Source organism: Pseudidiomarina donghaiensis, assembly GCF_900116895.1.
GTDB classification, from domain to species: domain Bacteria; phylum Pseudomonadota; class Gammaproteobacteria; order Enterobacterales; family Alteromonadaceae; genus Pseudidiomarina; species Pseudidiomarina donghaiensis.
Genome location: NZ_FPCF01000001.1, coordinates 20,536 through 46,198 on the forward strand (window position 1 = coordinate 20,536; position 25,663 = coordinate 46,198).

Consider the following 25,663-nt stretch of genomic DNA (forward strand, 5'->3'; position numbering starts at 1 on the left):
AGTAACAAAGTAAGTAACAAATTAAGCAAAGGACATCACCATGGAAACTCATGAACTAAAAGCGGCCTGGCAAGCTATCGATAAGCGCTTCGAGCGAGAAAATCGCTTAACCTGGCAGTTATTGCGCGACCAACGGCTCGACAAGGTACGCAGCAGTTTGTGGCCTTTGATTATGGGCCAATGCCTGCAGATGCTATTTGGGATAGTTTTTATTCTGCTGGCCGTTCTGTTGTGGAACACCTCGGCAAAGCCTGTTGCGACTATGATTGCCGGCATTGTGGTGCATGCTTATGGTGTCATCGTGATCATTACCGCCGGGGTGGTGTTGGGCAAACTCCGGTCAGTCGATTACGCGGCTCCCGTACTCGCCATTCAAAAGCAATTGGCGCAGGTGCGTCGTTACTACGTGATAAGCGGCATGATCGCCGGTCTGCCCTGGTGGTTTATGTGGGTACCCGTGCTGATGGTGCTGATAGGTCTCACGGGCGTTGATTTGTATGCCCATACGCCCTGGACAGTCTGGTCAGGTATAGCAGTGGGCGCCATCGGGTTGCTTAGCACGGCGTTGTTTCACCGCTGGTCACGCAGCAGCAAACGGCCAAAACTAGCTCGCTATATGGAAGATTCCGTCACCGGTTCCAGTTTGCGCAAAGCACAGTTGCAACTAAGCGAGTTGCAACGCTTTGAAGAGGATTAAAAAAGCCGCTGGAGCAAACAATGCTCCGGCGGCTTCGATGAACCAAACCGTGGTTACTTAATATCAAACCGGTCAGCGTTCATCATCTTCGCCCAGACCTTGGCAAAGTCTTTCACAAACTTCTCTTTGCTATCATCCTGAGCATACACTTCAGCGTAGGCGCGCAAGATAGAGTTTGAACCAAAGACCAAGTCAACGCGGGTTGCGGTGAAGCGGACGTTACCGGTGTTACGCTCGACAATTTCATACGAGTTCTTGCCGGTTGGTTTCCACTGGTAGCCCATGTCGACTAAGTGCACGAAGAAGTCATTCGACAGCGTGCCCACACGGTCGGTGAAAACCCCATGTTTGCTGCCACCATAGTTCACACCCAGAGTCCGCATACCACCTAAGAGCACGGTCATTTCTGCTGCTGTTAAGCCCATCAACTGTGCTTTATCCAGCATCAACTCTTCCGGCTTCGACTTAAAGTCATGCTTTAAGTAGTTACGGAACGCATCATGCACAGGCTCTAGTGGTTCAAAGCCCTCGATGTCGGTTTGCTGGGCAGTTGCATCACCCCGACCCGGAGTGAAGGGCAGAGTAATTTGCACGCCACCGTCTTTCGCGGCTTTTTCAACCGCAGCGGTGCCACCAAGGACAATTAAGTCCGCTAAGCTTATTTTTTTCGCTAAACCGCTTTGAATACCTTCCAGTACGTTAAGTACTTTCTGTAAGCGGGCTGGCTCGTTGCCTTCCCAGTCTTTCTGTGGGGCTAAACGAATTCGTCCACCGTTGGCACCACCGCGATTATCTGAACCACGGAAAGTACGTGCGCTGTCCCATGCCGTTGCAATCAGTTCCGCTACCGTTAAATTGGTTGCCAGAATCTTGGCTTTCAATTCACTGATTTCACTGTCAGACAGCGTGTAATCAACCGTTGGAATAGGATCCTGCCAGAGTAAATCTTCGCTCGGCACGTCCGGGCCCAAATAACGGCTTTTCGGACCTAAATCGCGGTGCGTTAGTTTAAACCAGGCACGAGCGAACACGTCGGCGAAGTATTCCGGGTTGTTATAGAACCATAGTAATGGACAGTAATCATTAATTCGGGAAAGGTTTACTTGTAAACATTCTTCAAAATAATTTAAGTGTCTGAAATTTATTGATTTACTAGGCTCAGTGCATTTTTTGGCTCGTGAATTTTGCTAATAAATCATCGAAGTTGGTAATAGCCTCCTTATGAAGCTCAGAGATCACACTTTTACCGCGGATATCACAGAGAATGTTTCAGTGCCTACAGTCATTTTTCGATCACCTTGTTTTCGCATGATAGTTTCTTCTTATATTGGTAAGCATGTAAAGGTTTGCAATATAGGTTAATACAATTTAGTTAGCAGTGTTAGACAGTTTTAGGGTACTTAACTATTGAATGTCGCGATGATTACTTCCGATAATAACCATTATGTGAAGTAATCTCATTCGCTGGACATAGAAGAATGCGTTCGGTATTTTTCGTGACCAGACTAACTGGAATTATTGCTTGAATTTTCGGTAAGGTTCAGCAAGAATGAAGAGGTACGGATTAAGAACGTTTCGATTAGTAGTCTGTCAAATTACTAATCACCTCAATTCAAAATGGAGCTCCTAAAGAGCTCCATTTTGTTAATACTGTCGAATATTGCAATGAAGCACGAGCCCTCAGATATTATTTCAGATATTTTAATGGCGCACGCAACTTCTAATCGTATGCCGTTTATGGGGTATTCACAGATTAGTATTGTAAGAGCATTGGAACAGGGGGTAGATGCAAGGATTGTTGAGCAACTAAAGTCCTACATTCTGTTCTCGATTCAATGTCAAACATTAGGTTTGAGCGAAACATCACTTAAACGAAAAATCAAACTGAACAAAAAGCTGAGTCCAAAGCAGGCAGATAATCTTCTGCAGCTGACCATATCTTGGCATGCGTTAATCAACTTCTTTAATCACGATCGCCAATTGTTATCAAGTTGGCTTTATACTGACCTGCCGGCTTTAGACGGAACAACGCCAGCCAGCATGCTCAGTACAAACTTTGGGTGACGAGTTTTATCCGAAACACTTGAAACTATGAAATATGGCGAGTTTTTTTAGCATTCCGCCCTCGTCTCGAAAGGCCAAGACGTCTTGCGTGCCACCTTGTTTCTTCCTCGCCTCGATTCAAAATTTTTGCGATTTCACGATACGTTTTAGTTGCGATATTACGCCTCAGAACCTGCTGTTCTGTATGTGAAAGTGGCTTATTGCGTGTACTAATGTAAACACCCAAGCGATTTGCTTTTCGACGAACACCTTCTGAAGTTCTGTTTAGCTTTTTAGCGATATCCTGGGCACCAAGTGCTTCTATATTATCGCGAATAAACGCAATATCTTTTTCACTGTATTCTGCTTTCAGAGCGGTTCCGGCTGCTCGTTTTGATTGAATTTCTAGACTCCGCGCACGTCGGAGTAATGCTGATTTTGTGACTCCGAGCTTTTCCGCAATATGACTTGCCGATTTTCGGTGATAATAGCGTCGAAGATACGCGTCCATTTTAGCTGTCCAATCGATTCTCGTGGTCATCATATTTGCTTCATTTGAAGACCGCTAAACAGCGGTCTTTTTATCATTAAAAAAGAAATTTAAGACGCCGCGCTTGGATTCTGTAATTTCTGTAAGGCGACGTAACTTGTAAAAGACGAAGTTGTGACATAGAACTCGTCACCGGAGTTCGCAGGGTTATGCAAAAGTACATTGACGTCATCGTTGAAGATTTTTAATGCTGCGATTAACGACGATCGTAGCGTTTTAATTTCCTCGAAATCCTCGAGTCCGATGTGCGTTTTAATGACTAAAGAGAGTTGGCCAGCCTCGGGCTCTGACTCAAACTGAATCAACTTCTCAGTGTCGTTTTTAATCAAAGAAATGAAAACGAAGTCTTCATTTTTCTTCTGCTTAGCATCGAGCTTTTCGAGTGCTTTGATACACATTTCTTTGTTCAAAGTGAGTGCGTCTGTTTCACTAAAATTCGGTAACGCGCAAACCATTGGGCGGCGAATGTGCTCCTGTGTTTTAAGAAAAACAACAGAATCCTTAGTACGCAAAATAATTCGTTCATGCTCTTGCGTGAACAATATTTGTGCATCCGCGGTTGCCCTCAACAAGTTGATCATCTTTCTTAGCGCGTGAAGCGTACTAGAATCGAGAACCGAGTTGACGGTTAACTCTTTATCAATTTTTTGTGTCTTAATGCTAAAATTACTTGATTCAAAAACTAGAGCACCTGATCTGTTTTGTATCGTGACATAGTCCGCGACGGATGCGCCTTGCGCTTTGTTAAAGTCATCGATTAGCGCAATGGTGTTATCTGAAGATTTGCTCAACTGAAATGCATCCTCACTTTCACTTAGTTGCGGTAAGTCATAGTCAGAAAGCGTATCTAATATTTTAATGTTCTGTCGAAGTGTCGATGAATCATCATTCGCAACAAATTTATTTTCCTCTGGAAATAAGTCCGCTTGATTATCGTCGACTGGAGCCTTGCCTGATAGGATTGCCATTGATGCCGCGACCGTATTAATTTCGAGTTTTATATGGCGTGCGAATAATGTTTTTTCTATCAGCGTCGAGAAAAAGACAGCATCAAGTTCTATCCATAGTGAATCAGTGAACTCATCATCAAAAATGGCATCTAGCTTGTGCCAGGCCCAGAGCTCTTCGTTTAAAGGCGAGGCAAGCGTAAGTGTGCTTGAGCTTGCATCACAGATGAGAACAATTGCATTGCGATTCAATGTATCGCGATCGTTTTGAAGCGATGTCGTCTCTTTAAATAACTTCGCTGCACATTTGAGCGGGAAGCGGTCAACAATAGTATCCATAATCATAATGAATTTATTTCCTTTTTGTTCGATTCGAATGTGATGTATGAATCAAGGAGATTCAAAATTTCAGGTAAGTAACGCCAGAGCGGCCAGCGCAAATTGAGTGGCTTGGTTGCAATAGAAACGCAGGTATCGACATCGTGCTCTGATAGTGATGGTGTAAAAGCATTTTTATCAATAAGCGCCTTCCATTTCTCTGCTCTCGCATCATGCCTAGGTAGGTGAAGTGCAATGGTCAAATTTGTAAGAGAAAGAAGTTTAAGCGCACGGAAATGTCTCTCTGCGATGCGTAAGTTAGTAATTGAATCTTTATCAATTGTCTGGCGAAGTGTTTGAATCGCGCGTCGATTCTTGGCGTTCCAAGTTATATTCGAGACGCTATCAAGATGTCGAATCCAGGCTCGATTATTTGACGTAAATGGCTTATCGCTTAAGAAGTTGATATCGAGTTCGCCAGCGTGCGCTTCGAAGTGAGTTTCGAAGTGAGTGAGTAGGGCTTCTTCGATGCTGCGCCCTGATGATTGTTTGTATAGCTTCAACGCATTCAAAAAGTCACTAAATGAAAACTGCTGCGTGACGAGGTCATCATTCTTCGTGATGATTGCTGAACACTGAAGTACATACTTTAACCCGCGAGTGTAAGACTTAAACAGCAGCTGCTCGCAACGAGAGATATCGGGTAGGTACGACTCGTATTGTTTTTTGAATTCAAATCGATAATTGCAGGTGGAAACAAGTGCGGCAGCAAGCTCCGATGATAGCGCCTGCGCACGTTGCGCATCGTGCATAAAGAACAAGACGTCGAGTAAGTGTAGATAGCTTCGCGCTGTGACGGCGGGGCTGACGTGACCGAGGATTTGGGCAGCGACATCTAACGTTGGGAAAAATAGGTTTGCTGACTTCCCAATTTTTTTAAGTGATTGCGAAATGCGGTTGATTCGTGCATCAGAAAACGTGTCGTTTTTTAAAAAATATAAACGCTCTCGATAGTCTAAAAGCCCTAATACACAGCACATTGCAAATAGCAGAACTAAGTTGTTTGCTGCTGAATGCCGGAGCGAGTGATTAACGAGCTCATCGTTATTGCATGTTTCACGCAAAATGGCTAAAAACTCGTCATCGAGAGTAGTAAGAGTCGCTTCGTCAAACACAGTTGAATAGCCGAGTCGGCGGCGCTCGTCAATATGCGTTTGTAGCTCGAGCTCAAGTTCAGGTGACAACAGACATGTCGGAATGTGCCGAATGGCTCGCATAGTTTTACGTTGCATGAGTCGTGACACATTAATCGTCTCGAGGTTGAAGCACACGTCATCAATTTCAAGCAAAGTTGCTTCTTTACGTCGTAAACCAGTCGCGTAGCTGAGATTAACAAATAGAATAAACTGACGACGTTCTGCAATGTTCGACTTAGCAAGAAAAGCTTCGCATGCCTCATTCAAATCTTGCGTGTTTATATAATGAGCGCGCGTCTCAACGCTACCTGCACCCGAATATTCCAGCTCTTGCGCATCGAAAAACTTGAGTTTGGTGGCTTGTGATAAGTACTGTAAAAAGCCAAGCGCAGTGCCTTGTTTGCCGGCTTCGCCAATGGTGCTAAGCGCATCCGCAACGGACTCGGTGAGCTCTTCGAGTTGTTCGTTTGATTCTTGCGCGTTACGCAAAAGTAACTCATCGCACCATGCCGATTTTGCGAAAACTGTTAACGTTGATAAGTACGTTTCAATCGTACTCATTCGTAATTTATCTTTGAAATGACTACCGTGCAGAGCTAAGTCGACAATATATGTCGCAACGGCAACAGCGGTTAAACTGATGTCACTATCAGCATCATATGCGCTTGATAACGCCGCTATCAGATTTACTTTTAGTAGTTTAAATGCGGCTGTATTTCTACGCTGGCGTTTATCTGCCTTTGCAAATGCTTGTACTGACTTTCGAATACTATCGAGTAATTCAGAGTCGGATGATGCGGTGCGTGCATCAAATGCAAATTTTCGCAAAGCATTGCATTCAAAAAGCTCAGTGAGTTTCTCTAGCTTTACAAATTCTTTCGTGGTGCGTTTGTTTCGCCTTACCTGCGCTGGTGTCGCATTATCAACGAAGGAAGAAGGCGCATCTATGCCAGTCACGGCTTTTATAAAGCTCACATCACTTAGCTGCGAAAAAGCATCTTCAAACGTCGTGGCGGCGATGCTTTGGCTTAAGAAAGAAACAGCTTGGATTGCGCTTGATAGCGTAACCGCTTTTTCATTAAAGGACTGTCCAATCGAGTAGGTTAGCCAAAGCGATTTAAGTTGAGCTGCGATGACAGCTGTTCTCAGCTCGCGAGGCGGACGGGACTTTAAGAGCTTAAAAGCTTGTATCGCAACTGCGTCGAGTAAAAATCGCTTCGAAGCTGTAGTTAGTGATGCGAAAAGCGCATCTTTAAAAGCCACCAAATCATTGAAGTCAGCGCTAAGGACAGCGGTTAATTGCGCAACAGACTTTATATTGGCGTGACGGCAAAGGAGCAGCGCCAAAACAATGGTCTGTGCTTGAGATTTATCCCGAATGAGCTCTTGCTCAATCATCGCATTAACGCCATCGATGAAAGCAAAGGACGGACTGTCATCGGCAATCACTGGCTTTACTTGCTTAACTGCTAAGCGCGCAGTTGGCGTTGTGAGCGCGTCGTTATACTCCCGACAATATTCGTATAACGCAAAGAAACAAATGCGAACGGCATTGAGTTCGACATCTCTTTTTGCATGCGCGTAAACTTTTTGAGCGCGTTGCGAGAAATAGTGTTTTGGGATATTTTTAGGCTGAGATAACGCTTTCGCACACTCATCTTGAATGACTCTGTATGCGAAACCAGCGCAATCGCGTATACCTTTGTTTTCATTGCTAAGTTTTTCAACAAAGAAATCGAAGTTTAACTTCATAACTTAAATTCCTTCCTGAGGAGCTCCAGAAGTTGCAACGCTTTTGCATCGTTTTCATGATGATGCGCATCATAGACCTCAAGCTGCTTACGTTGGCTCGTGATGAAGTCAGTAATTGAAAGCAGGCTGTGATTGCTAAGCGCATAGGCATTGCTGCGTGAATGGTTAAGAAATAAGTTCAAAGCAGACTGTAAGAACTGACCTTGCGTTATTGAACTTCGCAAAAACGATTGAGCTGCCACATGACGGAGCGAGTGGCTTGTGACTTTCGCAGTAAGTAGTTGAGTCAGTTTGTCGTTGACGAATGCGCTTGAAAAAGACTCCCACTTTTTGTTGTCGGTGATTCGTGACACAATGTGTATTGGTGTTGAAATGGCAAGTATTGATGCGAGTCCTTCAGCAACTGCAATGTGTGCATCAATCAATTCACAAAGCTTTGATGTTAATACAATCAGTCGTCGCTCTTTTTTATGATGAACGGCTTTATCTTTGACGCTCATGACTCCCAGTTTGCTTGAGTAGAATTCGTGATTAGGGAATGGTTCAGCAACTGGTCGCAGCCCAACCGTCATTGAGACGCGCAAATAAATATAAAAAGCTAGCTCGTTGAACGCATGAAAAGCCTCGGTTTTTAAATGTTGTGAGGCTGAATTGACGCTGTGCATAAGAATTTCATCGAGCAGCGAGCTTCGTAGTGTCATTTCAGAGCCTGCATGAGCGAGATGTTCTGAGTGCGATACCGCGTCCACACGAGTTACTCTCGTAAAGCCGACTGTGGCGATGAAGCTGCCCCAAGCTTGATTAATTTGCTTGGCAATTTCTCGATGGGATTGAAGTAGGTAGTGCTGTTGTACGGATCCTTGCTGCTGTAACAAATTAAGTGTCGCCTCAGGTATAGCCTCCCGGGCGTATTGTAAAAACACTTTTTCAAATGAACTTCGCGTTATACCGAACTTAGCAAACCCTGCGCTTTTTATTTGAGCGTTTATCCAAGCGTTAGAGTCATTTTCCTCAATACCAAAGGCATAGGAGATTTCACACTCATGACGGCGAGTTGCATCGATATTAGAAAGTGAGTTCTGTAGCAAGGAAATCAACGGCTCTGGAAGACGAATCGTTATAAGCTCACTTGTGTAGTAGTGGAAACGTCGAGATTCTTCTTTAGGGCCTTCGATGTCGATAAGTCGTGCATTAAGCGTGAGCCGCGCGTCCTCAAGTTCGTTCTTGACGCGTTTTTTTAGTAGATAATCAATAGAGCCAGCCTGAATCATTGATGCTGAAAATTTGGGGGAGCCGCGATTTATGAGCATTAACTCAAGCGGCCTGGGCACGCCTAAGATCTTGAGAAAAAATATAAAGAGATAGGCTGACGTCTTTGCGTCGATTTGAGAAAACTTTTCGAGGATGAGATTTTTATCGATATGATTTAACAGCGCGGTCAACTCGCATGGCGTTGCAGCCGATAAAGTCCACGCAGGCGCAACTTCTGCATTATAGAGAGCTCGTTGAATCCCTGTGATTTTCTTCTGAAAGATTGAATACTCCTGACTCGTAAGCTTTGTGAGCTCGGGCGTGATATGAAGCACGCTCGCCAGGTGCTCCCCGTTTTTGTTTAACGCATCGACTAAATCTGCATTAATATCGCCGTCGAGCTGTAAGCGTTGGCGAAGATACTTAGCTGCAGCATTAAAGCCGTCCGAGTGCGCATTTTTTGAGGTTGGTTCACGAGACGGTTGGTAGTATCTCGAAAGCTTTTCGAGTTCAGTATTATTTCGATTTAACGCGACTTTTCGTAGTTCGACTTGTACTTCATAAATGCTTGCGCGAGTCACGAAGTTCGCGCCGAAAGGGAGCTGTGCGTCGTTGTTTCTTATAAACGTTTTATAAAATTGCAGATATGCTTCGTAATCATCGGTGCCGCGCGAGAGGTAGAGTCGAGCTAACATGGCACACAGTAATTTAAATTGATGAAAATTGGCATGATTTTCGCCGAACGCAGGGATGAGCATCATCGTCACTGAAAGAGGGTGTGACTCAAGTTCGCCATGGAATTCCGTGCGGCGAAAATTCGTTATTTCAGCTTCTTTATAACTGCACAGATATTCATAAATCCTAGAAAGTTCTGAGCGCTCCTCTGCGCTAATTTCATTTATCTCAAGCACAGCTTCGCATACGAGACGAAGCCGCGCGGCAACTTCAGTAATTGCGAGACTTGGCTGAATATGAAAGTACTTTTCGATAAGCTCACGCATTATGCATTCACTCGCTTTAACTTGGGCGCGGGAACGTCTTTGAGTAACTCCTCAGTATTTATGCTGCTAATTTGTGTCTCAGTGTTGAACACAGCGCTTTTCGTGAAAGCCTTTTTCTTCTTTTTGAGAGCGCTTGTGGTGCATGCAATGACTTTGGCGTAGTCGCATTGACGCAAAAAGGGAGAATTCGCGTCGGCGGTGTGTGAAAAAGCATAGCCAGATTTGGCATCTAAAGAGCATAGCGATTCGAGCTCTAATCTATTGAGAACTCTTTGACGCAGGGTAAGCAGTGTGGGTGTGTTTTTTAGGCGCGTCACAACAACGTCAGTATGAAGTTCAGGAACCATTTTTGAAAGGGCACAGAATACGAACGCATTTTCGTAGAAGTAGAGCTTTTCGCGAATTGAAACTACGCGAACGGGAGTCATTAACTCAAGAAATTGTTCAAGTCGGTCTGTTTCAAATAACAACCGCAGTAGTCGGCGCACCTGGACGTTATGCTTTGCATGAACATCAAGCTCGACACTGTCGATGTCACGCAAACGTACTTTTTTAATTGATTCGGCCATTACAACATTCCCGTAGATTTTTCTTTTACTGACGAAAATGCTACGGGCTAAATTTTGAATAGTGAAGAGCACAGACAAGCGTTTTAGAGGGTGTCTGTACTCACACATATAAGAAAACGCTCAATTTTCGGTCAAAAAGTAATCGATTTTGATCTTTTGAGGTTTTTGCAACGAGTAAAAGCTAATTGTGTTGAGTGAGGCGAGATATTTTTTTGTTGGGGAATTAGGTCCGCTTGGTGCCAATTGCGGACGTTAACTTAGACCGAAGTGGCGGCATGTTGATTGCGACTTTTTATTATTGCTTTAAACGCCACTTGCCATGTCCATCAACACAGCTTTGGTTGATGATAAGTATCTATCTAAATTGCATCTACTAGTGCGTTTGATAGAACTCAAAAAAGCACCGGGGGTGATGTTGACGTTAGCACCATAAGTTAACCTAACGACAGTTTTGAAATCCGCTTTTGCAGATGTTGTATTATGAGCCAAAACATTCCTCATCTTTCGCATTTCGTCGATAATATTTCCGTTTCGTTGAGCCGAGATTATAAACGGATCCGATGTCGAGATAACATGTTGAACGCTTTCACGAATATATTTTGACTTTGTCCATTTCAGATTCTGAACAGGTATTGTTCTACCGTAACTTAGAAACAATCCTCTAGCCCCAGACATTGCGCCCGCTGATACCGCCAAAGCTGGGAAAGTACCATTTGTGTACGTTGCGCCAGAGACAAGCTTGTAAGCTATTTCTGCTACAGAATCCTCGAAAATAGAGAAGAGTCTAAGCATTATCATTTCTGCTATAAAATGCTGATATTTAGCCTCGATGCTTCCTGACTCAGACCTATACTTCTCTAATCTATCGATCTGCTGGTGAGCATTTCTAACAGTTATCTCTAATTTTGGTGCCGGCATGACTAGAAGAAACTTCGAATATATTGATCCCGTACTCGCCTTTGCGCTATCCGTTGCGTAGTAGATTTGCACGCATCCACAAACTCTATATCTTGCTGAGTTTTATTCTCTTCAGAGTTATACCGCTCGTCTATCTCTAAGACCACTTCTTCTAAAGCCTCAGTTGAAGGTTGTATGTCGTCTATCACTATAATCAATGAGAATAGAATTGGAGAGCGATTGAAAATCGTATCAGAGATTCTTTCTGGTGGAAGGCTCGCTATCCGATCAAAACATTTGTCCAGCCTTGCAGATATCTCATTAGAATCATCAAAGCTCTCATCATAGGCCTTATAAAAGGCATCAAGCTTTGTAGAGCTATAGTCAGATAAACCGTTTATAAAATTAAAAACAATGTCCGATATAAACTGTGTCTCATTCATGCGAGCGATGTCATTTGCTGTGAATATTCCGTAATTTCTCCAGAAGTTAATTCTGGATGAAGCTTGTTTTAGGCACAGCTGTTTCATTTCACCGCTATACGCAGCATTCCTTTTCTCTTGAGCATTGAGAGACTTGCTTATTGAATTGATTCGACCAAATATTTCTATCACATCTTCGTCGTTAGCTCCGAGGAGATAACCGACGGGAATGGCAGTGAGGAGATACTTTTGCTGTTCATCACTCTTTAGCTGTGAGAACTTGACTTTTTTTTCATGGTTTGGGTGCTTAGATGAAAATTCATCTAACGTGAATCCAATAATGGATCTGCATCGCTGCTGGCCATCCACCACTTCCTTGATGCTCCTAGAACGTTCTAAATCGAGCGAGTGCCTTACATAGATTGCTGGGATTGGCTTTTGTTCTAAGAGACTATTAATAAGATACGACTTTTGTGCCAGACTCCATACAGAACGCCTCTGATACCAAGGGTTCAAATCAAGTTGCCCCTCCTTATTAAGGTTTATTAAGTCCTGTATAACTATTGTTTGATAATCTACTCGGTCCATTACACATTCCATTTTTTATATTTCTAGCAATGATAATATTTGAATTCTCTGTGTTTATCTATCTCTGTTTAGTGAAAGCGAAGAAGTCCAACGCGCAATATTGCTGACTTGAGCTGTCTTGCATGGTAAATATCGCCCTTATTTATTAATCGCGGGGGAACCATAACCTTAAAAAGTTCAAAGTCCGCTCTTCGCTCAAAGCTGTCGAAATGCTTCGTATATGAAGATATACAAAATAAACACTTCTTCGTCTAGAATAACTCTCAGCGAATTTGTTGAGGAAACCAAATATGTCTACAGTCCAGATGATGTCACTCGCGGTTTTGATAATTGGGATTGGAAGCTTTTACGCGCTTGGGATTTGGGGTATCAAGCGATTGAAGCAGTCGGACAAAGAAACATAGCTCTGCATAAAGTGCAGGCTGAACGACTTAGCACTTCACTCCCTCCCCCCACAGACACGCCTTCGAAGCTCGCGAATGCCATCACGAGCTGATTCATCAAAATCATACTTGAGCATTACGCGTAGATATCGAGTGACGTACTGACAGTGAAATTTTCGATTAGGTGGCAACCAATCGCGAGGGCCTTTTGCGCCTTTACTCCGATTAAGACTGGCTGCGACTGCAAAAAGATTGATTGAGTCGTTAGCAAACTTTTCTCGCTCTGCATCTGTCCATTTCTCCGCGCCATGCTCCCAAGCCCACGCGAGTGGCACAAGGTGGTCAATATCCATTTTCGATGAGTCAAAAAGTGCGCTCCCCGAGTATGGATCGTTCCAGCGTCCACGAAGCACGCGACAGCCATTTTCTGACATTGTGACTGGTCCAGTCGATAAGTCTTGTAAAAGTTCGTGACGAGTGTTTAAGCAATCACCATCGTCATCTGTCCAGTGTGCAAAAGCGCTCCTTGAGTAGCTTTCTGATGTTGTTGAACTTGCACGCTTAGTAACTGAGCTTTTATTATGTTGGAGATTTCCTTTTGGTAGCCTTCCACCAGCCGCAACGCAGGCTTCGAGTGTTTCGAAAGCAGTGAAGTTTTTCGTTCGCGAGTAATATTGACTTGAGCTGTCGTGACAAATTTTGCTCTTGCTCATTTTGACCTGCTTTGCGAGCAGTTCACCCGAAAACGTCAGTAGGCAACATGACACGAAAATGATGATGGCTGATTTGAGTAAGCGCCCAGTGTACTTCGATTGCATAGCGTTATAGTGCATGTCGTATTCTCGCGTGCGATATCTGATATCTACAGTGTAAGTCATTTCGTAAATCGAGTGTAACGTCTAGTAGCCACCTGAAACATCGCATAACCTAGCTGAAGAGCTTGATATAAGGATGTTTTGACATGACGCCACAGGAAATTAGTAAAGCAATTAACAAGAAGGGTTTTGACCAAGGTGCGATAGCGCACGCACTCAATTGTTCACCAAGCCTGATTTCAAAAATTATTAACAGAAAAGCTATTTCAATGCGAGTTGCCAAGGCAGTAGCTCTTACGATTGAATTACCCTTGCTTGAAGTGTTTCCTGAGTATGAGCGTTTAGTACGGCCGGTTTTGACGAGAGAGAAACAGCAAGAATTACTTAAATCTAAGTTGATTGACTTGCTTTAGTAACGCTTTCAAAAGGCGAGACTGATAAGTAATGACCTCCTCAATAAGGTTATTTAGTGTTTTTTATTTGAGTCGTTCTTATCCTTGTTTTGAGCAGATAAAATGATTACCAACCCGATAGCAACGAAGGCTATTGGCGTAAGTGTCATGATGATTGCTTGCGTTATAGTCATGCGTCAAGTCCTTTGCGGCTGTGAGTATTACGACCTACGTTTTATCATTAGTATCTTTCATTCTAGCTACCTAATTTGAGCTATTGTAAGTAACCAAGCAACCGGTTAGAAAGCGGGTAAGAGGAGCAGTAGGGCCCATGTTAATGTCATGTCTTGATTCAGTATATCGACTTTTCGAAACAAACCAAATGAACGGCGCTGACTGATAGGCCAGCACCGTAAACTATTCCTATTTATCTCGCGAGGTAGCTTCACCTTCTTCACTTGCATGTTTTTTTATCATGTTCGTAAAGATGTACAAGAATTTCGTCGAAATCCTCACGCATTTTTAGAGTTTTCAGGAAAAAGTGAAAGCTGTTTTTGAGTGCGGCAAGCCCGGTTACTCCGTGCTCTTCCAAAAAATCAAAGAGAAGAGGTTGCTCCAGTGTCATTAGTTTATTAATTTCAGAGCTATCCCAATATCCAAGCTTGGCGAGCGGTAACTCAGCGGTTGATGGTATCCCTGTGAGTAGCAATGAGAGTCGAAGGTGCTCGCAGAAATCGATAATATGAAAGCCTGTGGGAGACCAGAACTTGTCCGAGTTGATGCATAGACATTCCCAGCCGAGTTTTCGATGCTCACGTTGGTTAGCGACAAGCTGTGACGTATGTTTTGTCGTATGCATCGATTGACGCAGCGGAGCGCTTTGTATCACTTCGATATAAACACCGCGGTTAATTAGCACAAAATCAACACGCTGCTCTGAGTCGCTAATTGAGTCTCCTACCAGCGCCTGTGTTAAAAATGGAATTTTGTTCAATCGCAAAAAATTAGCGGTGACAAGTTCGCCGATTGAGCTATGACGTTTACCGCTGGCGTCTAAATAATAAGTTGGTATCGCCTGATCTTGTTTTCCATGCTTCCATTCAATCTCGTTAATCATAAGTTTACCTTTAAATAAAAAAATAAAATTCACATCAAATAAAGCGGCTCAGCTTCACGTTTCATGCGGCGTACGCAATGTTTCTGCTTTGGTTCGAGCGCTTTGCTTTTTTGCCAAATCATGTGGGGATACAGGGTGGTAAAGTGAAATCATTATGTGCATGAGCTCTGTTAGTTGAAATAAAAATGACTCAACTTTCGAATGATTTACTGCGACAAATTTTGTCGCAATGGTTGTCGATGTCTTTGAAAGTAGCATGACAGAATCGCGACAGATAAGACGTTTATGTCCTGACTTTTTCGAGTGAAGCTGTCCTAAGTGAACTTTGCGCGAGATGGTGCGCTCACATACGTTTGCAAGCGCTGCCGCTTCACGGGTCGTGATAAAGTCCTGACAACCGTCTAGACATGAGTCGTGATGCTGCCGGGACATAAGTCCCGACTTGTCTTGATTAGTGCGCATAACGTGTCATCTCCATACGAAGTTGGATGTGATAATCACGCTCAGCCGCTTCTAGAATGCCCTGAAGAATAACCTCTAGCATTTCGAAGTGCTCTTTTGTGAACGGAATCTTCAGAGTGTTCGAGATGAAATACACCCATGACTCTAAAGCTTCCAAATTATTACGCTCAAAACCAATTCCGATGATTCTGGTTAGTTGATTGCCCGGCAAAATTTGAAGTTTTGTCATCAAATGACGAGCAGTGAACCCGGCATATTCACGATGCTCTTTCATCACTTGCTCCGCATCATCAGCCATAAACATATCGTTATTCATCATGGCTCACCTCCAACGTTTTCACATCGAAGTTTTGCTTCAACAAACGCTCAAATGCGCTACCATCCTGGCGGGTCAGGTTTGGCACATAACGCGAGTAAACTCGAAATAACATCTCAGTCGTTGCATGACCCATCTGCCGAGCAATCCACTCAGGGCTTTCACCCGAGGCAAGCCAGAGCGTGGCGGCAGTATGTCGAGTCTGATATGCCCGCCGTTTACGCAGCCCCAGATAGCGCAAGAGGGGGTACCAAACACGTTTAGTCACATTGTTATGCGAAAGCGGGGTACCTGCGCGGGTGGTGAAAACGAATTGATTATGATCGGTTGCTTCACGTTGAGACATGAGCGCATCGTAAACAAGCTGACTCATGTCGATAGCTCGAAAAGAACCATCCGTTTTTGTGCTTTCGATGCGACCATTAACGAGGGTACTGCGGACTAAAACTTGGCGTTGTTGAAAGTCCACTGCATCCCACTGTAAACCATCAATTTCGGCAGTGCGCATGCCAGTGAAAAAACGAACCGTGTAGTAGTTCTTAAAATCAACACGCACATTATCAAGAATGAGCCTCACCTCTTCGAGCGTAAAAGGTTCTACATCCGTACGCGGAACCTTTAACGATTTAATTCCTTGATAGGGTGAGCTAAAATTAAATCGGTTGGCTGCCTCATTAAGGATCATGCGCAATGGCGTCATGATATGGTTGATCCGCGACGGTGATAGCTGTTTGCCATTTCGAGCTGTAACTTTGGCGAGGGAGGCTCGAAATGACAGGATTTCCGCTTTGGTGATGTGGCCAACTTCTTTTTCTCCAAAATTCGGAATCAAGTACTTATCAATAGTGTTCCGAACGGTGTCGCTATGTGATTTACGCCACTGGGTCTCCATTTCACCAAACCACTGCTCAGCAAAGTTGCGGAACGTTGGAAAATTACCGGAACTTTCATGTAAAGCCTGACTTGCAAAAAGCTTGGCTCGGTTGCTGTTTGGAAAATATTTGTGATATTCAAAAGAGCCTAGCGTGATTTCAGCTTCGATTGTTTGAAGAAGCTTCTCTACTTTTTTTCGGTTCGTTTTTGTGTCCGGTAAAGAGGTCGTTTCTTTACAACGAACACCTTGGTACCGGAAATCTATAATTAACCGCTTTGTTTCTGGCCGAGCATAAACACTACCCATGAGCTACACCTCCCTTTGCCATGGGAACCATGGTTGATGCCTGTGAGAATTTACCTAAGTCATCACGAATTTGCTCCCAGAGGTACAGGATCTTCCGTTTCCCAAAAGGTCGGATGTAATGAATCCCTTCTATTAGTACGGAATCCTTAAGCTGTTCGCGGATCGTGCGAGTGTCATATTTGATTTTTTCAGCAAGCTCAGCCGTGGTTAAGTAAGTTATATCTTTTTGCATGGAAACCTCCAATCATTGGTGATAGATTAGATGACATATAGTTTTTCAAGATTTCAATTTGCCATCTAGAATGACACATTAGCACGCAAAATAACATTTGCAATGACTTTTTGCCATTTTAGATGACATTTTTCGGGGGAGTCATGATAAAGGTTCATTTGGCAAGAATGATGGGTGAGCGAAAGCTAAATATTACTGATGTTGCACGAGCGACGAATTTAAATCGAAATACCGTAACATTGTTATACCGTGAAACAGCGAGGCGAGTGGATTTCGAGACACTCGAAGTACTCTGTAAATTGTTTGAATGTGAAGTAGGAGATTTGATTGAATATATAGAAGAGTAGCGATTACGAAGTTTTAGTGAAACGTATATCTTGTTAATTGAGCACAGTTTTAATCGCCCCTAGTTCACTAGATACTCGTTAGCCTCGATACACAGCGCTTTTCATACGTTATGTGATGACTGCGTTATAAATGAGGTAGTTACACGGTAGCTGTAAATGTCTCTTAAGGCTCGAGATACTAACTTTTGAGTATGTCGATTCAGCACATGACACTATTTGAGTACTATAGTGCCGGATAATTACACTAGAAGATAACGATGTCATAAATTAATTACATCAAAACATTGAAGCTGAAATTTTAGTCCATGTTTTACTATCGGTTGTAGCCATAAATTTGCGACCATCTTTTAGATAACAAGCGATAACAACTTCTTTCTTATTTCCTCCGAGCAACATTCCTCCTATAGCGCCTATAGGACCAAGTAAAACAGCGCCAGCCAGACCCCATCCGGCCGTCCCAGCGAGTTTTTTTACTTGTTCTTCACTTAACAACTCTACCCTTTCAAAGTCGGTACCGAAATTATAAGTTTCACCTTTAAAAAGGTGGCTTGCTGTGCTGGCTCGAGTCATAATTGCAACGCCTAAAAGACTAGAAAATTGCCATGCTCCGTGGTCTAAATCGCCTGCGTGAATTTGTATTTTTGCCATGTTTCGTCCTTAAAACGCAGTTGCTTTCTTTTTGCAGCGTTCCGTAGCAACACTCTCGGCTGTGCGACCAGCATTAGTGCCTGATTTGAGTGTTGGATAAGAGCCGATCTCTTTAAAATATTCAACGCCTCGCGCTACGCAGCGTTCGACTTTATCATTACCAGTGCAGGCTGAAATTGAAATGAGGAATACAAACGATATAAACTTTATTAGATAGTTCATGAGCATCTCCGAAGTTGAGAATGTTTTTGTAAGATAATACATGCCATGTACAGTTTCACAACAAAATATTAACCAGGCTGGGCGTGAATATTGGATTTGCTTTATGGGGCTAAGATTCCCAAGCAACTTTTGAAGTTCAATACTCCTATGTCCTTTAGAGGTTAGTTAGCGCCGCTTGTTTTCATACGTAATCTAAAACTTACCCGATGGAGGTGTGCGGGGACTGTATAGTCAGAAAAAACTCAATTCAGGAGTCACTCGGATGGTAATTAGCTATAGAAATCCCTTCGTGAGCTAAAGGTCAGAATTTATCATTAGATATTTTTTTAAGAAATCCCTGGTCCCAGAACGGTCCCAATTTGGTCCCAAATGCTTTTTCGTTAGTGGACACTATCAATTGAAGCTAGATCAGAATGGCGCACCCGACAGGAGTCGAACCTGTGACCTCTGCCTCCGGAGGGCAGCGCTCTATCCAGCTGAGCTACGGGTGCGTAGTAATTCGTGGTGAATTCAGAAGAGCCGGCATTATAGAGGCCGGCGGCGGTTATGTCTACCGCCTTCCGGCTGTATGTGGGGGTTAATTTGCGCACGAAAGGGCGCTTAACGGTAGTGCCTTAATGCCGCCTTGCCACAAACCAAGATATAGCAATTCTTCGTCATCATGTTGCGCTAGCATCAGGCTTTTTACGCCACCAATGTCGGTTTCCGATGAAAAGTCATGTGACTGCCAACTTTCACCGTTATTTTCACTACACAGCACAATAAGCGGCTGTTCCGGCTTTAGTTTGGTATAGCGGGCGGTATATAAATCGCCGTTGGTGTCAGCTTTTACATCCCAGAAAAAGGCGTGCTCGACATCGCCCAGTGGCGTTGTCCATGTTTCACCGTAGTCGGTGCTGCGCACAATGCCATTTTCTCCGCTAAACATAACGGTATTGTTATCAAGGGGGTGAACAAGGCCGCCTTTGAATGTAGAGGGCGGCGCAAGTAAGTCGTTCCATTCCTGCACGCTGCCCGTGGTTTGATTGTAGCGGCCAAAATAACCGTTTTCGATAGCGCCTTGGCCGCCAAACCACACCGTTGTTTTAATGGGGTCTATAACCAGTAAGCGCATGCCTGTTGCGAATGTGTCCCACGCGCCATGAAGTAATGTCCAGTTTGCAGCACTGCGGTTTGCAACTGCAAGAGCACCTTGGCCTAAGGCATAAATTTGATCGGTTCGTGCGTCGTACGCAAGATTAAAAATTGGCGTATTAAATTCGCCGCCGAAATTATGCGTAATGGCTTGCCAAGTCTGCCCACTATCGGTTGACTCATACAGCGGAAAAGGTTGGTCGGCTTGCTCGCTAGGTTGGGCGGCCACAATATAATGGCCGGCGCCAATAATAGCGATGCCGGTAATGGCTGTTGCTGAGGGCGTGCGAAGTTGCCAGCTAGCCGTAGAAGACTCTCGCCAGTATAAACCTGTGGTTGAGCCTGCTAGTTGGGCGTCGCCATCGGTCTTCAAAAACTCGACGGTTTGGTTGCCGCTTAATATCACGCGTAGTTGACTAACCGGTGGCGGCTCGTTAGGTGGCTCGCTGGTTTCGCTAGAACCACCGCAAGCACTCAGTTGAACCACTATAAACAGCAGGGCGAAGCCGCGAAGGTTTGTCATAAAATCCGACATGATTTTCTCCTTGTTGTTTTTTTAGACAGATGCAGCGCGGCGCGAAATTGTGACAGCCTCGAAATTACTCCTGTTTCATGAGCTTGAGGTTATGAAAGTCAAAGCTAAAGTCGGTGAACGGTGCCGCCGCCTCAATAGTGGCGCTATTAACCCGATTTTCGCGGTCAGCCGCAAAATCAATAAAGGCGTCCGCCTCAAGCAAAGGCTCTGCCCAGCGAATGATAAAGGTATCGCCGTTGTAATGCTTTAACTCGCCGGTTAATAGTTCTGTGTGGGCAAAGTCAATGAGCAGTTTGCCATCGCGAGCGCGCACCGTCACATCGCCATACCACGGGTCACGGTAGGTGCCAACGTACGCGCGCAGCGGCAATGCGGGGCGAATATTGTCTGGTTGCTCTATGCTGAACAGCAGCTTTTCACGCATCGACGCCTGATATTTTTTCTGTTCGTCGGCTACCCAGTCGCGGTCAGGTACGTCTAAAACTTGTTCTAGGGCTTCTTGCGTCACCGCCGTTAATGCGCCAAACGCCTGCTGGTTACTCAGCACCACCATGCCGAAGTTTTTTTCAGGAATTAATGTGGTGAGCGACAACATGCCCAAAATACCGCCGCTGTGGTAAACATGCTTAACGCCGTGCTGTTGCTTCACAAACCAGCCTAAGCCGTAACCCATGCCATCGCGTATGGGTGTGGTAAGGTTCCAGTTTTGCTCTGGCGGGTTTTCTAAATTGTCGATAAGCCATTTGCCTAAGTCATTCACGTTGGCGGCCATGGCTCCGGCGGCGCGGAAATCTTCAATATAGTCCAAGCCAAAGCGATGCAGCTCGCCCTGGTATTCAATAGTACCGACGGCGCGATTGGTGTTTTCAACTGGAATATTAGAATAGCCAACGTACGTATTTGTCATGCCAAGCGGCTGCAAAAACTGTTGTTCAATGTAGTTGCTATAGGGCATGCCGCTTACCCGTGCAATAACCTCTCCGGCCACCACAAACATGAGGTTGTTGTAGTTAAACTTTTCACGTAGCCCGTCTTTTAATGGCACATGAGCCAAGCTGGCAATAATGTCGCTAGTGGTTTTGTCCGTATTTGGCCAAATCATTAAATCGCCAGCACCAAGGCCAAGCCCACTGCGGTGGCTAACCAGGTCACGAATGGTCAGCTCTGCCGAGCGTTGTGGGTCGCTTAAGCGAAATTCAGGAAGATATCGCACGACGGGGTCATCCCAGCTGAGCTTATTATCGGAAACTAACTTGGCTAACGCAGCGGTGGTAAAGGCTTTGGTGTTCGAGGCAATGCCAAACAATGTGTCAGCGGTGACTAGGGCTTCACTTGCAATGTCGCGCACGCCAAAGCCTTCGGCTAAAACCACTTCGCCATTGTGCACAATGACAACGGCTAAACCAGGCACGTTAAATGCTTCTAGGCTTTTGGTCGCGGCCTCGCGGGCGGCATTGGTTGGGGATGCTGACGCGTTCAGTATAGCGCCAGAGAAGAGCATGCTGACTAGAGTAATTAGAAAACGCTGCATAGGCTTCATGTTATTTAGGGCTCGTATTAATACAAAGATAATTTCTAACATAACCAAATTTGGTTTATATAAGAAGTCAGCATTTCAAAATAACCTCACTAAGAGGCAACACCTATGAAGCGTTTTTACTTAAGCGTTACGGTCGTTCTTTTTATGCTCATAACCAATACGGTTTGGGCTGACGAAGCAAAAGATCTTATGCGAGCCGCGCAACAAGCACAGCACAATAATCAGCATGAGGCCGCAATTAAACCGTTTGAGCAGGCCTTTAGCCAAGGCGCGTATGAAGCGTTTTTGCCCTTGGCGCGCTATTACTATAATGCTGAATACAAAAATGACACGCGCATCAATGCGCTCATCAAGCAACTGGAGCAGGCATCAGAGCAGGGCCACACGAATGCGTCTGAAATGGCTAGGAAGCTCTTTCTTTCAAATGAGTTTACGAACAAAACTAAGGCTTTCCACCATGCCCAACTGGCCGCGGCGAATAGCACGAAGGATACCGAACAGTGGGTTGAGGCAAATATGGTTCTGGCCGAACTTTATTTTGCCGGGCTAGGTACTGCAAAGAACAGTGAAACCGGCTTTAACACCATGAAACGTGTCGCGTATTCCAATGGTAAGCCTAATCTCAAGGTTCACGTGCAGCTAGGCCTGTTATACGGAAGGCAAGGCAATATTGATGAGTCTGCAAAGTGGTTCAATTCGGCAATTAACGCACGAGCAGGTTACAAAAAGGATGCAAAGTCGCTCATATCCGATATTTATTATCAATTGGGTATTAACGATCATTCGGTGCAAGCCGCTTTTGAGTATTTTGAAGGTAAGCCATTAACTGCAGAGCAGCTAAACGACTTAAAAACCTTTGCTGCAGAAGGTGACCAAGATGTTCAGTTGGCACTAGCCATGGCTATGGCGAGGGCATGGCTAAGAATCAGCAAATGGCCGAGTTCTATTTCCAACAAGCCATAACAAACGACGACTTAGCTAGTTTAAAAGCCTATATAGAGTGGCTTGATTACTACGTTGACACAACCCATGCTAAGGCGTTTCCTTATGTTCTGCGTGCCGCCAAGAAAAACGACCCGAAAAGTATGGGGCGGATGTCTGATCACTATCTAAAAGGTATTGGTACCGCGGTAAACTATGGTGCGGCGCGTGATTGGGCAGCGCGTGCTATCAGCGCTGGGTTGGAAGATGCTGAGAATGAGTTGGTGTTAGCCTTGCTTATGTCAACACCCCCGAGCAGTACTCATTGGTATTCTTACACTCAGAATACTCGAGGCGGCAAATTATACACAGCGAGCTCCGCAAATTATGGGCCGATGAACCTAAGTGGCCGGCGTATTCAGTACGTATTAAATCTAACAAAATACGGTTCAATACAAACTCAGCACTACGATGACATTATATTTCCGCGCGAATATACGAATTTTGTCACCGCGTATAAAGTCGATTGTAGTCAGCGCGAGCTGCAAGAAATAGGGTATTTGCTCCTTAATGGCGACAAGCTAGTTTATGAAGCTTTAGAAAGCGGTCGTTGGGGCTGGGGCAAGCCAGACTCAACCAGTACGACATCGCGTTTGTTGCAGCGAATTTGTAACTAGCGCTAAAGCAACACACTTCGAATAAGTAGGCCGACGAGGGTGACACAAATCACCCCGGCGGCCCACAAGCCGATAAACCATAACCAACGCTGCCAAGCTGGTTTAGTCATGGTAACCACTCTGTTCACTGACTTTGCCGCGAAACACCCAATAGGTATAGCCAGTGTAGGCAAATATTATCGGCAATAGGATAACAGCACCGACTAGTAAAAAAGCTAGGCTGTTATCCGGCCCGGCAGCCTCCCAAAGGGTAATTTCAAACGGAATCAAATAAGGGAATATGCTGGCACCAAAACCGACAAAGGCAATTAAAAACACCCCAAGTGCCCACAAATAAGGTCGGCCTTGTTGTTGCTTGGTTAGTGAATTTAGTAAACCGCCACCAATAATGGCTAAGGCAAATGGCACTAACCATAAGCCGGCAGAGCCTGGCCAAGTTAACCAACGTTCGGCAACGTTATCGAAACTAGAAACCAAGTAGACGCTTACCCCAGCAATAGCAATAATAAGTAAAATTGCGGTATTTAAACCCCATTTATAGGCCTTTCGCTGCAAATCGCCGTTGGTTTTCATGACTATCCAAGTTGCGCCAAGTAAGGCGTAACCCACACAAACGGCCAAGCCAGCAAAAATAGTGAAAGGGCTTAACCAGTCAAACCAGCCGCCGGCATAAGCTCGATCGGAAACTTTAATGCCTTGTAGCATGGCGCCAAGCATAATGCCTTGGCTGAAGGCTGCAACCATAGAGCCAAGCATGAAGGCACGATCCCACCAGTGTTTGTTGCTTGTGCTTTTAAATCGAAATTCAAAGGCGACGCCTCTAAAAATCAAGCCAAGCAGCATGGCGATAACAGGCATGTACAGTGCGGGCATTAACACTGCGTAAGCTAATGGAAATACCGCTAGCAATCCGCCGCCGCCAAGCACTAACCAAGTTTCATTGCCATCCCAAACGGGGGCAACCGAGTTAACCATGCGGTCGCGGAACTTTTCTTGTTTAACCCATGGAAACAAAATGCCCATGCCCAAATCGAAACCATCTAGGGCCACGTAAGCAAAGACCGCAATGGCAATTAAAATAGCCCAAATGAATGCATAATCCATGGTTTAGCCCTCCTCGTGATAAAGGCGTTCGGCAGCCATAGGTACCCGCGCATAATCGGGAATGTGGGTGTGTTCAGGGTTGTCGGCCATTTTGCGTAAGATATACACAGTACCTGCGCCAAAGACTAAAAAATACACCACTATAAATGCTACTAAGCTTGCACCGACTCCAACGGCATCAATCGGTGAGGCGGCGTCGCTAGTTCTCAGCAAGCCGTGAATAACCCACGGCTGACGACCAACTTCTGTGACAATCCAGCCGGCTATGACGGCGACAAACCCCATTGGCCCCATGAACACTGCCGAGCGCTGCAACCATGGTGAATCGAAAAGCTTGCCGCGTAAGCGAAGATAGCCTGACCACAACCCAACCAAGACCATCAATAAACCTATACCGACCATAATGCGAAACGACCAAAATACAATGGGGACTGGCGGCCAGTCTTCCTGAGGAAACGCATCTAGTCCGGTTACTTCTGCATTCACGTCATGCTTTAGAATTAAGCTTGCTAACCCCGGCACCTTAATCGCGTAGTCTACTTCGGCGGTGTCTTCGTTGGGCCAACCAAATAAGTAGAGAGGAGCGCGAGCTTCGGTTTTAAAATGCCCTTCCATTGCAGCCACTTTCGCCGGCTGGTGTTCTTGCGTATTTAAGCCATGAAAGTCACCAACGACTACTTGCAGAGGTGCGACAATAAGCGCCATCCACATCGCCATAGAGAACATCTTTCGCGCGACTGCTGACTTACTGTCTTTCAACAAATGCCAAGCGCCAACGGCGCCAACAACAAATGCCGTGGTTAAATAGGCAGCCAGCAGCATATGAGCAAGGCGGTACGGGAACGATGGATTAAAAATGACTTCCATCCAGCTTTCGACAATAAATTGGCCTTGCTCGTTTATGGCGTACCCTGCTGGAGTTTGCATCCAGCTATTGACGGACAGAATCCAAAATGCGCTGATGGCTGTGCCTACCGCAACCATTAAAGTTGCAAAGAAATGTAAGCGCTCACCAACTTTGTTCATGCCAAATAGCATAACACCTAAAAAGCCGGCTTCGAGGAAAAATGCAGTGAGTACCTCATAACCCATCAATGGGCCAATAACGGGACCAGCCTTGTCAGAAAACACTGACCAATTCGTGCCAAATTGGTAGCTCATGACAATACCTGACACCACACCCATACCGAAAGCCACGGCGAATATTTTTAACCAGTAACGATAAAGCTTTTGGTAAACTGGGTTGCGAGTTTTAAGAAACAGCCCCTCAAGTACGGCAAGGTAACTAGCGACACCGATAGTAAATGCTGGAAAGATAATGTGAAACGCAATGGTAAAGGCGAATTGTACTCGCGCTAGAAATACTGCGTCAGCTGCTGAGAACCACGTTTCAAACATGACAGACCT

The 25,663-nt window shown here is 44.8% G+C and carries 25 protein-coding genes, 1 tRNA gene and 1 pseudogene; 6 read left to right on the plus strand and 21 right to left on the minus strand.

Translation table 11 applies throughout. From position 1 onward, the window contains the following. Positions 1-40 precede the first annotated feature (40 nt). Positions 41-697: a hypothetical protein gene (locus tag BM334_RS00090; protein ID WP_092593868.1), complete on the plus strand. Its 657-nt coding sequence runs from the start codon at positions 41-43 to the stop codon at positions 695-697. A gap of 53 nt (positions 698-750) precedes the next feature. On the opposite strand, the pseudogene BM334_RS00095 reads toward BM334_RS00090, so the two are convergent. Beyond that, positions 751-1,758 (minus strand): annotated as a pseudogene (locus BM334_RS00095) (peroxidase family protein); the annotation flags it as partial. 604 nt (positions 1,759-2,362) lie between these two features. Between BM334_RS00095 and BM334_RS00100 the strand changes: the two are divergent. Beyond that, a complete protein-coding gene (locus tag BM334_RS00100; protein WP_092836232.1) occupies positions 2,363-2,761 on the plus strand; it encodes a DUF2384 domain-containing protein in 399 nt (132 codons plus the stop codon). A gap of 25 nt (positions 2,762-2,786) precedes the next feature. On the opposite strand, the gene BM334_RS00105 is transcribed toward BM334_RS00100, so the two are convergent. The 8 genes from BM334_RS00105 to BM334_RS00140 form a co-directional block, all read right to left on the minus strand. Next, complete coding sequence (locus BM334_RS00105) at positions 2,787-3,284, minus strand: hypothetical protein (protein ID WP_126801797.1); 498 nt, start codon at positions 3,282-3,284, stop codon at positions 2,787-2,789. Positions 3,285-3,340: 56 nt separating this feature from the next. Continuing rightward, a complete protein-coding gene (locus BM334_RS00110) occupies positions 3,341-4,582 on the minus strand; it encodes a hypothetical protein (protein WP_092836243.1) in 1,242 nt (413 codons plus the stop codon). Continuing rightward, positions 4,579-7,503, minus strand: coding sequence for a tyrosine-type recombinase/integrase (locus BM334_RS00115; RefSeq protein ID WP_092836246.1), 2,925 nt, complete (start codon positions 7,501-7,503; stop codon positions 4,579-4,581). Before BM334_RS00115 ends, BM334_RS00110 begins: the two co-directional genes overlap by 4 nt. Beyond that, on the minus strand, positions 7,500-9,755 hold the full coding sequence (locus tag BM334_RS00120) for a hypothetical protein (protein WP_092836260.1): 2,256 nt from the start codon (positions 9,753-9,755) through the stop codon (positions 7,500-7,502). Before BM334_RS00120 ends, BM334_RS00115 begins: the two co-directional genes overlap by 4 nt. Then, positions 9,755-10,324, minus strand: coding sequence for a hypothetical protein (locus tag BM334_RS00125; RefSeq protein ID WP_092836274.1), 570 nt, complete (start codon positions 10,322-10,324; stop codon positions 9,755-9,757). The genes BM334_RS00120 and BM334_RS00125 overlap by 1 nt, the downstream gene beginning before the upstream one ends. Positions 10,325-10,627: 303 nt before the next feature. Continuing rightward, positions 10,628-11,242 (minus strand): hypothetical protein, encoded by a 615-nt coding sequence (locus BM334_RS00130; RefSeq protein ID WP_092836277.1) that lies wholly within the window; start codon positions 11,240-11,242, stop codon positions 10,628-10,630. Positions 11,243-11,244: 2 nt separating this feature from the next. Beyond that, on the minus strand, positions 11,245-12,231 hold the full coding sequence (locus BM334_RS00135; RefSeq protein WP_157981844.1) for a DUF262 domain-containing protein: 987 nt from the start codon (positions 12,229-12,231) through the stop codon (positions 11,245-11,247). Between the two features lie 439 nt (positions 12,232-12,670). Then, positions 12,671-13,327 (minus strand): HNH endonuclease family protein, encoded by a 657-nt coding sequence (locus BM334_RS00140; RefSeq protein ID WP_241970873.1) that lies wholly within the window; start codon positions 13,325-13,327, stop codon positions 12,671-12,673. 248 nt (positions 13,328-13,575) lie between these two features. Between BM334_RS00140 and BM334_RS00145 the strand changes: the two genes are divergently transcribed. Next, positions 13,576-13,842, plus strand: coding sequence for a helix-turn-helix domain-containing protein (locus BM334_RS00145; protein WP_092836282.1), 267 nt, complete (start codon positions 13,576-13,578; stop codon positions 13,840-13,842). Positions 13,843-14,275: 433 nt separating this feature from the next. On the opposite strand, the gene BM334_RS00150 is transcribed toward BM334_RS00145, so the two are convergent. The 5 genes from BM334_RS00150 to BM334_RS00165 are packed head-to-tail and all read right to left on the minus strand — an operon-like array spanning position 14,276 to position 17,128. Next, positions 14,276-14,938: a hypothetical protein gene (locus BM334_RS00150; RefSeq protein ID WP_092836285.1), complete on the minus strand. Its 663-nt coding sequence runs from the start codon at positions 14,936-14,938 to the stop codon at positions 14,276-14,278. Positions 14,939-14,992: 54 nt separating this feature from the next. Then, a complete protein-coding gene (locus BM334_RS12605) occupies positions 14,993-15,400 on the minus strand; it encodes a helix-turn-helix domain-containing protein (protein ID WP_126801798.1) in 408 nt (135 codons plus the stop codon). Continuing rightward, the gene (locus BM334_RS00155) at positions 15,390-15,719 is read right to left on the minus strand and encodes a hypothetical protein (protein ID WP_092836288.1); all 330 of its coding nucleotides are present in this window, start codon (positions 15,717-15,719) and stop codon (positions 15,390-15,392) included. Before BM334_RS00155 ends, BM334_RS12605 begins: the two co-directional genes overlap by 11 nt. Beyond that, positions 15,709-16,896, minus strand: a complete 1,188-nt coding sequence (locus tag BM334_RS00160) for an Arm DNA-binding domain-containing protein (protein ID WP_092836290.1) — start codon at positions 16,894-16,896, stop codon at positions 15,709-15,711. Before BM334_RS00160 ends, BM334_RS00155 begins: the two co-directional genes overlap by 11 nt. Continuing rightward, positions 16,889-17,128, minus strand: coding sequence for a hypothetical protein (locus tag BM334_RS00165; RefSeq protein WP_092836295.1), 240 nt, complete (start codon positions 17,126-17,128; stop codon positions 16,889-16,891). The genes BM334_RS00160 and BM334_RS00165 overlap by 8 nt, the downstream gene beginning before the upstream one ends. Positions 17,129-17,295: 167 nt before the next feature. Between BM334_RS00165 and BM334_RS00170 the strand changes: the two genes are divergently transcribed. After that, positions 17,296-17,475, plus strand: a complete 180-nt coding sequence (locus BM334_RS00170) for a helix-turn-helix domain-containing protein (protein ID WP_439895600.1) — start codon at positions 17,296-17,298, stop codon at positions 17,473-17,475. Positions 17,476-17,751: 276 nt separating this feature from the next. Here BM334_RS00170 and BM334_RS00175 read toward each other — a convergent pair whose 3' ends face one another. The 5 genes from BM334_RS00175 to BM334_RS00195 all read right to left on the minus strand — a co-directional run bounded on the left by BM334_RS00175 (position 17,752) and on the right by BM334_RS00195 (position 21,545). After that, entirely contained in the window at positions 17,752-18,123 is a 372-nt protein-coding gene (locus BM334_RS00175; protein ID WP_092836301.1) for a hypothetical protein, read from the minus strand. Between the two features lie 9 nt (positions 18,124-18,132). Beyond that, the gene (locus BM334_RS00180) at positions 18,133-18,345 is read right to left on the minus strand and encodes a hypothetical protein (RefSeq protein WP_092836303.1); all 213 of its coding nucleotides are present in this window, start codon (positions 18,343-18,345) and stop codon (positions 18,133-18,135) included. A gap of 414 nt (positions 18,346-18,759) precedes the next feature. Continuing rightward, positions 18,760-18,836 (minus strand) — tRNA-Arg (locus BM334_RS00185). 86 nt (positions 18,837-18,922) lie between these two features. Continuing rightward, positions 18,923-20,014 carry a hypothetical protein gene (locus BM334_RS00190; protein ID WP_092836305.1) on the minus strand — a complete coding sequence of 364 codons (1,092 nt, stop codon included), beginning with the start codon at positions 20,012-20,014 and terminating at the stop codon, positions 18,923-18,925. Between the two features lie 64 nt (positions 20,015-20,078). Further along, the gene (locus tag BM334_RS00195) at positions 20,079-21,545 is read right to left on the minus strand and encodes a serine hydrolase (RefSeq protein ID WP_241970874.1); all 1,467 of its coding nucleotides are present in this window, start codon (positions 21,543-21,545) and stop codon (positions 20,079-20,081) included. Positions 21,546-21,659: 114 nt separating this feature from the next. Between BM334_RS00195 and BM334_RS00200 the strand changes: the two genes are divergently transcribed. Both BM334_RS00200 and BM334_RS00205 read left to right on the plus strand, forming a co-directional pair. Continuing rightward, the gene (locus BM334_RS00200; protein ID WP_092836307.1) at positions 21,660-22,517 is read left to right on the plus strand and encodes an SEL1-like repeat protein; all 858 of its coding nucleotides are present in this window, start codon (positions 21,660-21,662) and stop codon (positions 22,515-22,517) included. Continuing rightward, a complete protein-coding gene (locus BM334_RS00205; RefSeq protein WP_126801799.1) occupies positions 22,469-23,152 on the plus strand; it encodes an SEL1-like repeat protein in 684 nt (227 codons plus the stop codon). Before BM334_RS00200 ends, BM334_RS00205 begins: the two co-directional genes overlap by 49 nt. A gap of 102 nt (positions 23,153-23,254) precedes the next feature. Here the strand turns inward: BM334_RS00205 and cydB are convergent, their stop codons facing one another. Continuing rightward, positions 23,255-24,256 carry a cytochrome d ubiquinol oxidase subunit II gene (cydB, locus tag BM334_RS00210; protein ID WP_092836311.1) on the minus strand — a complete coding sequence of 334 codons (1,002 nt, stop codon included), beginning with the start codon at positions 24,254-24,256 and terminating at the stop codon, positions 23,255-23,257. A 3-nt stretch (positions 24,257-24,259) separates the two neighbouring features. Beyond that, positions 24,260-25,654, minus strand: a complete 1,395-nt coding sequence (locus tag BM334_RS00215; RefSeq protein ID WP_092836313.1) for a cytochrome ubiquinol oxidase subunit I — start codon at positions 25,652-25,654, stop codon at positions 24,260-24,262. Between the last annotated feature and the right edge of the window lie 9 nt (positions 25,655-25,663).

Bases quoted from the DNA above. Each gene is read 5' to 3' on its own strand.
- BM334_RS00180 (WP_092836303.1), bottom strand. From the start codon at position 18,345: ATGAACTATCTAATAAAGTTTATATCGTTTGTATTCCTCATTTCAATT.
- BM334_RS00215 (WP_092836313.1), bottom strand. From the start codon at position 25,654: ATGTTTGAAACGTGGTTCTCAGCAGCTGACGCAGTATTTCTAGCGCGA.
- BM334_RS00145 (WP_092836282.1), top strand. From the start codon at position 13,576: ATGACGCCACAGGAAATTAGTAAAGCAATTAACAAGAAGGGTTTTGAC.
- BM334_RS00135 (WP_157981844.1), bottom strand. From the start codon at position 12,231: ATGGACCGAGTAGATTATCAAACAATAGTTATACAGGACTTAATAAAC.
- BM334_RS00155 (WP_092836288.1), bottom strand. From the start codon at position 15,719: ATGATGAATAACGATATGTTTATGGCTGATGATGCGGAGCAAGTGATG.
- BM334_RS00125 (WP_092836274.1), bottom strand. From the start codon at position 10,324: ATGGCCGAATCAATTAAAAAAGTACGTTTGCGTGACATCGACAGTGTC.
- BM334_RS00140 (WP_241970873.1), bottom strand. From the start codon at position 13,327: ATGAGCAAGAGCAAAATTTGTCACGACAGCTCAAGTCAATATTACTCG.
- BM334_RS00120 (WP_092836260.1), bottom strand. From the start codon at position 9,755: ATGCGTGAGCTTATCGAAAAGTACTTTCATATTCAGCCAAGTCTCGCA.
- BM334_RS00130 (WP_092836277.1), bottom strand. From the start codon at position 11,242: ATGCCGGCACCAAAATTAGAGATAACTGTTAGAAATGCTCACCAGCAG.
- BM334_RS00150 (WP_092836285.1), bottom strand. From the start codon at position 14,938: ATGATTAACGAGATTGAATGGAAGCATGGAAAACAAGATCAGGCGATA.
- BM334_RS00190 (WP_092836305.1), bottom strand. From the start codon at position 20,014: ATGTCGGATTTTATGACAAACCTTCGCGGCTTCGCCCTGCTGTTTATA.
- BM334_RS00110 (WP_092836243.1), bottom strand. From the start codon at position 4,582: ATGATTATGGATACTATTGTTGACCGCTTCCCGCTCAAATGTGCAGCG.
- BM334_RS00165 (WP_092836295.1), bottom strand. From the start codon at position 17,128: ATGCAAAAAGATATAACTTACTTAACCACGGCTGAGCTTGCTGAAAAA.
- BM334_RS00200 (WP_092836307.1), top strand. From the start codon at position 21,660: ATGAAGCGTTTTTACTTAAGCGTTACGGTCGTTCTTTTTATGCTCATA.
- BM334_RS00160 (WP_092836290.1), bottom strand. From the start codon at position 16,896: ATGGGTAGTGTTTATGCTCGGCCAGAAACAAAGCGGTTAATTATAGAT.
- BM334_RS00115 (WP_092836246.1), bottom strand. From the start codon at position 7,503: ATGAAGTTAAACTTCGATTTCTTTGTTGAAAAACTTAGCAATGAAAAC.
- BM334_RS00205 (WP_126801799.1), top strand. From the start codon at position 22,469: ATGGCTAAGAATCAGCAAATGGCCGAGTTCTATTTCCAACAAGCCATA.
- BM334_RS00175 (WP_092836301.1), bottom strand. From the start codon at position 18,123: ATGGCAAAAATACAAATTCACGCAGGCGATTTAGACCACGGAGCATGG.
- BM334_RS00090 (WP_092593868.1), top strand. From the start codon at position 41: ATGGAAACTCATGAACTAAAAGCGGCCTGGCAAGCTATCGATAAGCGC.
- BM334_RS00100 (WP_092836232.1), top strand. From the start codon at position 2,363: ATGAAGCACGAGCCCTCAGATATTATTTCAGATATTTTAATGGCGCAC.
- cydB (WP_092836311.1), bottom strand. From the start codon at position 24,256: ATGGATTATGCATTCATTTGGGCTATTTTAATTGCCATTGCGGTCTTT.
- BM334_RS12605 (WP_126801798.1), bottom strand. From the start codon at position 15,400: ATGCGCACTAATCAAGACAAGTCGGGACTTATGTCCCGGCAGCATCAC.
- BM334_RS00195 (WP_241970874.1), bottom strand. From the start codon at position 21,545: ATGCAGCGTTTTCTAATTACTCTAGTCAGCATGCTCTTCTCTGGCGCT.
- BM334_RS00105 (WP_126801797.1), bottom strand. From the start codon at position 3,284: ATGATGACCACGAGAATCGATTGGACAGCTAAAATGGACGCGTATCTT.
- BM334_RS00170 (WP_439895600.1), top strand. From the start codon at position 17,296: ATGATGGGTGAGCGAAAGCTAAATATTACTGATGTTGCACGAGCGACG.